The sequence below is a fragment of the Oerskovia sp. 140933 genome, from assembly GCF_059651515.1.
Window position 1 is genome coordinate 1 of sequence record NZ_JAMXIO010000061.1, and the last position, 6,453, is coordinate 6,453.

Below are 6,453 nucleotides of genomic sequence, written 5' to 3' on the forward strand. Positions count from 1 at the left end.
CGGGCCGGGTACGGACCACGACCGCCTGCTCGGCGGCGACGAGCCGACGCGGAGCGTCAGGCCTTGGCTTCCTCGACGGCCTTCTTGAGCTCGGCCGGGTCGGCCCAGTTGCCCTCCCAGCGCTCACCGTCGATCGTGATCGTCGGGGTACCGAACCCGCGGGTCCCCTGGAGGTCGGGGTTCTGCGTGGCGAGGTTCGTCGCACCCTCGACCCAGTCGCCGAACTCCTTGACGGGCGTGCCCGCGGCGATCGCCTCGGCGACGTCGGCGGGGACGCCGGCGGTCCGGGCGATCTCGGCGAGCTGCGCGTCGGTCAGGCCGGCCGTGTTCTCCTCGGGCTGGTTGGCGAACATCGCCTCGTTGAACGCGTTGAACTGCTCGGGGGCGTGCTCGGCGACGTACGCGGCGGTGGCCGCGGAGCGCGTCGAGAACTGGCTGCCGGACGCGAGGCGGTCGAGGATCGACACCGGGTGCTGCACCAGGGTGATGTCACCGGCCTCGCGCATCTCGTCGATCGAGGCCGCGTTGACGTCCTCGAACTGACCGCAGACGGGGCACATGTAGTCGAAGTAGACACCGACCTCGACCGCGTCCTCGTTGGTGGTGCCCGCGACGCCGTCGGCGCCGACGGGGATGCCGCCCGTGTCGTTGGCCGTGGCGGGCGCGGTGACGCCGGTCAGGGGCTCGGTCGTGCGCGCCTCCTTCTGCTGCATCGCGGGGATGAAGACCCAGAGGAAGGCACCGATGAGCACGGCGAGGCCGCCCACGAGGGCGCCGATGGTGATCGCTCGGTTGCGCTTGTCGCGCTTGGCCTGCGCCTCACGCAGGGCGAGGGCCTCGGCACGGGCCGCGTCGCGGCGGTCGGCCTTGGTCTGGCGGGGTTCGTTCGTCGACATGAGAGTCCTTGGTGGTCGGGGGGTGGCGCGGCCCCACGCAGGGGCGCACTGGTCGCGAGGTTAGCGGTCCGGGCCGCGCGTGCCCAGGATGCGGGTGGCACCGGGGCGCGCGGCGGTGACGAGTCCTCGGAGTCGTCAGCCGGCCGCGAGCGCCGCGGGAGGCCCGCGCAGGGAACGCACCGCGGCGAGCGCGAGGTGGCGCAGGACCGTGGTCACGGTCCGGACGACCTGGCGGCACGAGCGCCCGACGGGGGCGAGCGGCGTCCGCAGGAGCGCGACGACGCGGCGCGGGCTCAGGACGACGGCCAGCCGGTCCCGGACCCGCATCGCCACGGCGGCCAGCCCGCAGCCGGCGAGCAGCAGCGCGAGGTGCGCGAGCAGCACGGGCAGGGCCAGGACCCCGACGACCGTGACCACGTGCGCGGGGTCTCCCCCGAGCGCGGCGGTCCCGGCGGGGCAGTCCGCCGTCTCGCGCAGGAGCGCCAGGTGGACGCCCGCGACGCCCCAGCCGCCCGGTGCGGGCAGGCACTGGTGGACGAGGCTGAAGCCGCGGTCCGCGAGGAGCGTCAGGGTCCCGACGACCAGGAGGAAGCCGGCGACGACGAGCGAGGTCACCGCAGGAAGCGTCCGGGCGAGCCGCAGGGGGGCGTCCGCGCGCACGCCCGAGCGGGCCGCGGGCGCGGCCTCGTTCGGGGGCGTGCCGGGCGAGGCGCCGAAGGGCGCTCCCGGGTCGGACGTCCTGATCACGACGTCAGCGTACCCGCGCATTCTGAGAGTTTCCGGTGAACCACCGGGGATCACACGCTCGGGGGCGGGCCCGGGAAGGGAGCCCACACGACGGGCGCCCCGGCCCCCCAGGAGAACAGGACGATCGCGGCGAGCACGAGCCCGGTGAGCACCAGGAAGATCGCGCCGACGCGCCCCGGGGCGACGTGCGCGAGGGTCGTGCGCGCACCGTAGCGGGTGAGCCCGGACATCGGTCCGAACCACGCGAGCAGGACCGTGACCGCCATCGCGGCGCACAGCACGACGGTGAAGACCCAGGGCTCGTTGACCCCGCCGACCGACCGTGCCTCGACGGACTGCTGGGGGGCGAGCACGAGGACCCCGGGCGCGAGCAGCCACCACGAACCCACCACGAGCAGCACTCCCCCGCACAGCGCGACGATCAGGGACGGCACCGCGCCGGCGAGGGCGCGCAGCGCGTACCACGGCGTCGCGACCGCCGTCCTGACGCCGTCGCTGCGCTGCGCCCCCTTGCGCTCGCGCCGACGGTGCAGGGAGTCCGCGCCGACCCCGACGACGCGGAGCGCGACCACGACCACGGCGAGCAGCACGAACGCGAGACCGGGGTACGTCCCGGCGAGCAGCACGAGCGGCAGCCCCAGCGCGAGCACGGTCCCGGTCCGGCGACGGTGCGCCGGGCGCACGTAGTCGGGGGCGGAGATCACGCCGAGCGGCCGTCCGAACGCGTCGAGGGGGTCCCCCGGGGGTCCGGCCTCCGGCGCGCCGCGCCCCTTCCTCCTGCCCGACGCCGGAGCCTGGGCCGGGGGCGCGGGCTGCGGCGGGTACGTGGCCGTGGAGGGCGGCGGGTACGTCGCCTGGCCGGGTGGGTACGAGCTCGGCCGCACCGCGGGCTGGACCAGGGTCGGCTGCTGGGCGGGGGCCACCGCGGGCTGGACCAGGGTCGGCTGCTCGGCCGGGGGCACCGCGGGCTGCACGAGGGTCGGCTGCTGTCCCCCCGGGCGGGCAGGCGGCGCCGGGGGGACAGAGGGCGGCGCGACCGTGGTGGCCGACGACGCCGACGCTGCCGCCGCGGGAGGGGCCGTGGGCACGGCGACGGTCCGGCCGTCGTTGGCGATCACCTGGGTCGCCGCGAGCGGCGGGATCGAGGGGGCCGGCGGGGTCGGCCGGGGCAGGGGGACGGCCGAGCGCACGGTCGGCACGACGCTGGTCGGCTGGACGTCTCCCGCCGAGGAGGGCAGGGCCACCGTGGCCGCGGCGGCACCGGCGCTCGCGGCGGCACCCGCACCACCGACCGCGGCCGCGCGCTCGGCGGCCGCGAGGGTCGACGCCGCGGCGCCGAGGGCAGCAACCCCGGCGACGGCTCCCCCCGCGCCCCCGGCGAAGTGCTGCGGGACGACCGCCGTCGCACCCGTGGCGGGCGGCGCCGTCGGGCCGGCCGCCTCCTGGGCCGCACGGTGCAGGACCCCCGCGACCTCCGACGGGCCCAGCCGGCTCGCGGGGTCCGCCCGCAGCGCGGCCGCGAGGGCCGCCGCCGTCCGTGGCTCGAGGCCGTCGAGGTCCGCCTCCCCCGTCCGTGCACGGGCGAGCACGGCCTCGACCGGGCGCATGCCGAACGGCGGTCGGCCGGTCGCGGCGAACGCGAGGAGGGCCGCCCACCCCCACCAGTCGCTGTTGGCGCTCGGTGCGGCTCCCTCGAGCAGCTCGGGCGCGAGGTATCCGGGCGTGCCCATGACCAGGCCGGTCGACGTGGCGCGCGCCTCGTCGAGCCCGTGCGCGATCCCGAAGTCGATGAGGACGGGTCCGTTCTGGGTGACCAGGACGTTGCTGGGCTTGAGGTCGCGGTGCACGACCCCGGCGGCGTGGACGGCCTCGAGGGCCTCGGCGAGCTGGTCTGCGAGCTCGAACAGGTCGTGGGCGTCGAGGGGGCCGCCCGTCGCGATCTCCTCCTCGAGGTTGGGTCCGTCGACGAGCTCGGTCACGATGAAGGCCTCGGAGCCGTCGAGCTCGACGTCGAGGATCTGCGCGACCGCGGGGTGCCGCAGCCGTTGGAGGGCGACGGCCTCGCGGCGCAGGCGGTCGCGGCCCTGCGCGTCGACGTCGAGGTGGGCGTGCAGGAACTTGATCGCGACGCGGTTGCCCCCGCCGTCCTCGGCCTCGTAGACCGCGCCCATGGCGCCCGCTCCGAGCCGGGCGAGGATGCGGTAGCCGCCGACCTCGCTGCCCGAGGGCAGCCCGCCCCGGGGTGCGGTGCCGCTGCCCCGCACGGGGTCGACAGGTCTGCTGCTGGCCTCCTCCATGGTGTCAAGGTATCGACAATTCGGCCCGGTGCCCCTCTCTCCCGGGAGCAAGCGGGACGCGACACGGATAACCTGGGGGGAGATTCACCGAAGTTCAACCGAATACCAAGGAGATCTCCATTGACTGGCAAAGACGGCTACGACCTCGTCGTCGTGTCCAACCGGCTTCCCGTCGACTTCACGGTCGACGACGAGGGTCACGTCGACTGGAAGCGCTCCCCTGGGGGACTCGTCACGGCGCTCGAACCGGTCATGCAGAGGTCGGACGGCGCCTGGGTGGGCTGGTCGGGTGCGCCCGACCTGGAGGTCGAGCCCTTCGACGCCGACGACATGCGCCTCGTGCCCGTGACCCTGTCCGCGACCGAGATCGAGCGCTACTACGAGGGCTTCTCCAACGACACGCTCTGGCCGCTCTACCACGACGTGATCGCGCCCCCCGCGTTCCACCGGCAGTGGTGGGACGCCTACCGCCGGGTCAACCAGCGCTTCGCCGACGCCGCGGCCGCGCAGGCGGAGCAGGGCGCGACCGTGTGGGTGCACGACTACCAGCTCCAGCTCGTGCCCCGCATGCTGCGCGACCAGCGCCCCGACCTCAAGATCGGGTTCTTCAACCACATCCCGTTCCCGCCCCTCGAGCTCTTCCAGCAGCTCCCGTGGCGGCGCCAGGTCATCGAGGGGCTCCTGGGCGCGGACCTCATCGGGTTCCAGCGCGCGGGCGACGCGTCCAACTTCATCCGTGCCGTGCGCCGCCTGACGGGCTACACGACCCGCGGCCCCATCGTGACCGTCCCGGGCAGCGAGGACCGCCCCTCGCGCAACGTCCGCGCCGCCGCCTTCCCCATCTCGATCGACTCGCGCACGTTCGACGAGCTCGCCCGGACCCCCGAGGTCCAGGCCCGCTCGCGCGAGATCCGCGCGGACCTGGGCAACCCCGAGGTCATGATGCTCGGCGTCGACCGCCTCGACTACACCAAGGGCATCCGGCACCGCATCAAGGCCTACGGCGAGATCCTCCAGGACGGGCGCATCGACGTCGAGCACGTCACGCTCGTCCAGGTCGCGAGCCCCAGCCGCGAGAACGTGGGCGCCTACCAGGAGCTGCGCGAGCAGGTCGAGGGCCTCGTGGGACGCATCAACGGCGAGTACGCCGAGATCGGCCACGCCGCGATCCACTACCTGCACCACTCCTACCCGCCCGAGGAGATGGCAGCCCTCTACCTCGCGGCCGACGTCATGCTCGTCACGTCGCTGCGCGACGGCATGAACCTCGTCGCGAAGGAGTACATCGCGGCCCGCTCCGACGACCGCGGCGTCCTGGTCCTGTCCGAGTTCACCGGGGCGGCCGACGAGCTCGCGGGCGGGGCGCTGCTCGTCAACCCCCACGACATCGACGGCATGAAGGACATCATCGTCGCGGCCGCCAACATGGACGTCCGCGAGCAGCGCAAGCGCATGCGTCGCCTGCGCCGCCGCGTCCTCGCCGACGACGTGACCAAGTGGTCCGAGTCCTTCCTCGGCGTGCTGCAGGCCCTGCCGTCCCGCGACACCCCCCGCGCCCAGGCGCCGACCGAGGGGGAAGGCGCGTGACGTCGTCGGACCCGCAGAGCACCCCGCTCGACGGCGGGCTGACCGCGACCCTCGCCGCGTTCGCCGCTCGCGCGCCCGTCGGCCAGGGTGAGGACGCCGTCGGCCCGCTGCTGGTCGCGAGCGACTTCGACGGCGTCCTCGCGCCCCTCGGGGACGACCCGCTCGCGTCCCGGCCCACGCCGGGCGCGGCCGCGGCCCTCGCCCGCCTCGCGGCGACCGCCCCCGGACGGGTGCGCGTCGCGCTCGTGTCCGGACGGCGGATCGAGGACCTCGCTCACCTCGCGTCCCCGCCCCCCGGGGCGCTGCTCGTCGGGAGCCACGGCGCCGAGACGGGCGAGGTGCTCTCCCCGCTCCGCGACGGGGCGGAGGACGAGCGCCAGGTCCGTGCCGACGGGACCTCGGCCCGCGTGCGGCTGATCCCCGTCGCGCTCGACGCCGGGCAGAGCGACCTCCTGGCGGAGGTCACGGCAGGGCTCGAGGACGTCGCCGCGCCCGTCGAGGGGGCCTGGGTCGAGCGCAAGCCCTCGGCCGCGGTGCTGCACACGCGCCTGTCCCCCGCGGGTCCCGCCCAGGCGGCCTCGGCAGCGGCCGTCGAGCTCGGGGAACGCCTCGGGGCGCACGTCATGGCGGGCAAGAACGTCGTCGAGATCGCGGTGACGAGCACGTCCAAGGGCATCGCGCTCGACGCGCTGCGCGAGGCGCTCGGCTCCCCGGCCGTGCTCTACCTGGGCGACGACGTGACCGACGAGCGGGCCTTCGCGGTGCTCGGCCCGGACGACGTCGGGATCAAGGTCGGTGACGGCGAGACCCTCGCCGCGCACCGCGTCGCCGACCCCGCCGGGGCGGCCCGCGTCCTCACCACGCTCGCGGACCTCCTCGGCGCCTGAGCGCGCACCGTCCGGGTCACGGTCGGGGGACGCCGCTGG

General features: G+C 75.3%; 5 protein-coding genes. 2 read left to right on the plus strand and 3 right to left on the minus strand.

Going from position 1 to position 6,453, the window contains the following annotated elements; all coding sequences use genetic code 11:
• Window positions 1–56: 56 nt before the first annotated feature.
• From NHG27_RS18735 to NHG27_RS18745, 3 genes are all read right to left on the minus strand, one after another.
• Window positions 57–896 (minus strand): DsbA family protein, encoded by an 840-nt coding sequence (locus NHG27_RS18735; protein WP_497017327.1) that lies wholly within the window; start codon window positions 894–896, stop codon window positions 57–59.
• A 135-nt stretch (window positions 897–1,031) separates the two neighbouring features.
• Window positions 1,032–1,643, minus strand: coding sequence for a hypothetical protein (locus NHG27_RS18740; protein WP_497017328.1), 612 nt, complete (start codon window positions 1,641–1,643; stop codon window positions 1,032–1,034).
• Window positions 1,644–1,693: 50 nt separating this feature from the next.
• Complete coding sequence (locus NHG27_RS18745; RefSeq protein ID WP_497017329.1) at window positions 1,694–3,940, minus strand: serine/threonine-protein kinase; 2,247 nt, start codon at window positions 3,938–3,940, stop codon at window positions 1,694–1,696.
• A gap of 120 nt (window positions 3,941–4,060) precedes the next feature.
• Here NHG27_RS18745 and otsA point away from each other — a divergent pair, with 120 nt between their 5' ends.
• Both otsA and otsB read left to right on the plus strand, forming a co-directional pair.
• Complete coding sequence (gene otsA / locus NHG27_RS18750) at window positions 4,061–5,527, plus strand: alpha,alpha-trehalose-phosphate synthase (UDP-forming) (RefSeq protein WP_497017330.1); 1,467 nt, start codon at window positions 4,061–4,063, stop codon at window positions 5,525–5,527.
• Window positions 5,524–6,414, plus strand: a complete 891-nt coding sequence (gene otsB, locus NHG27_RS18755) for a trehalose-phosphatase (protein ID WP_497017331.1) — start codon at window positions 5,524–5,526, stop codon at window positions 6,412–6,414. The genes otsA and otsB overlap by 4 nt, the downstream gene beginning before the upstream one ends.
• Window positions 6,415–6,453 lie beyond the last annotated feature (39 nt).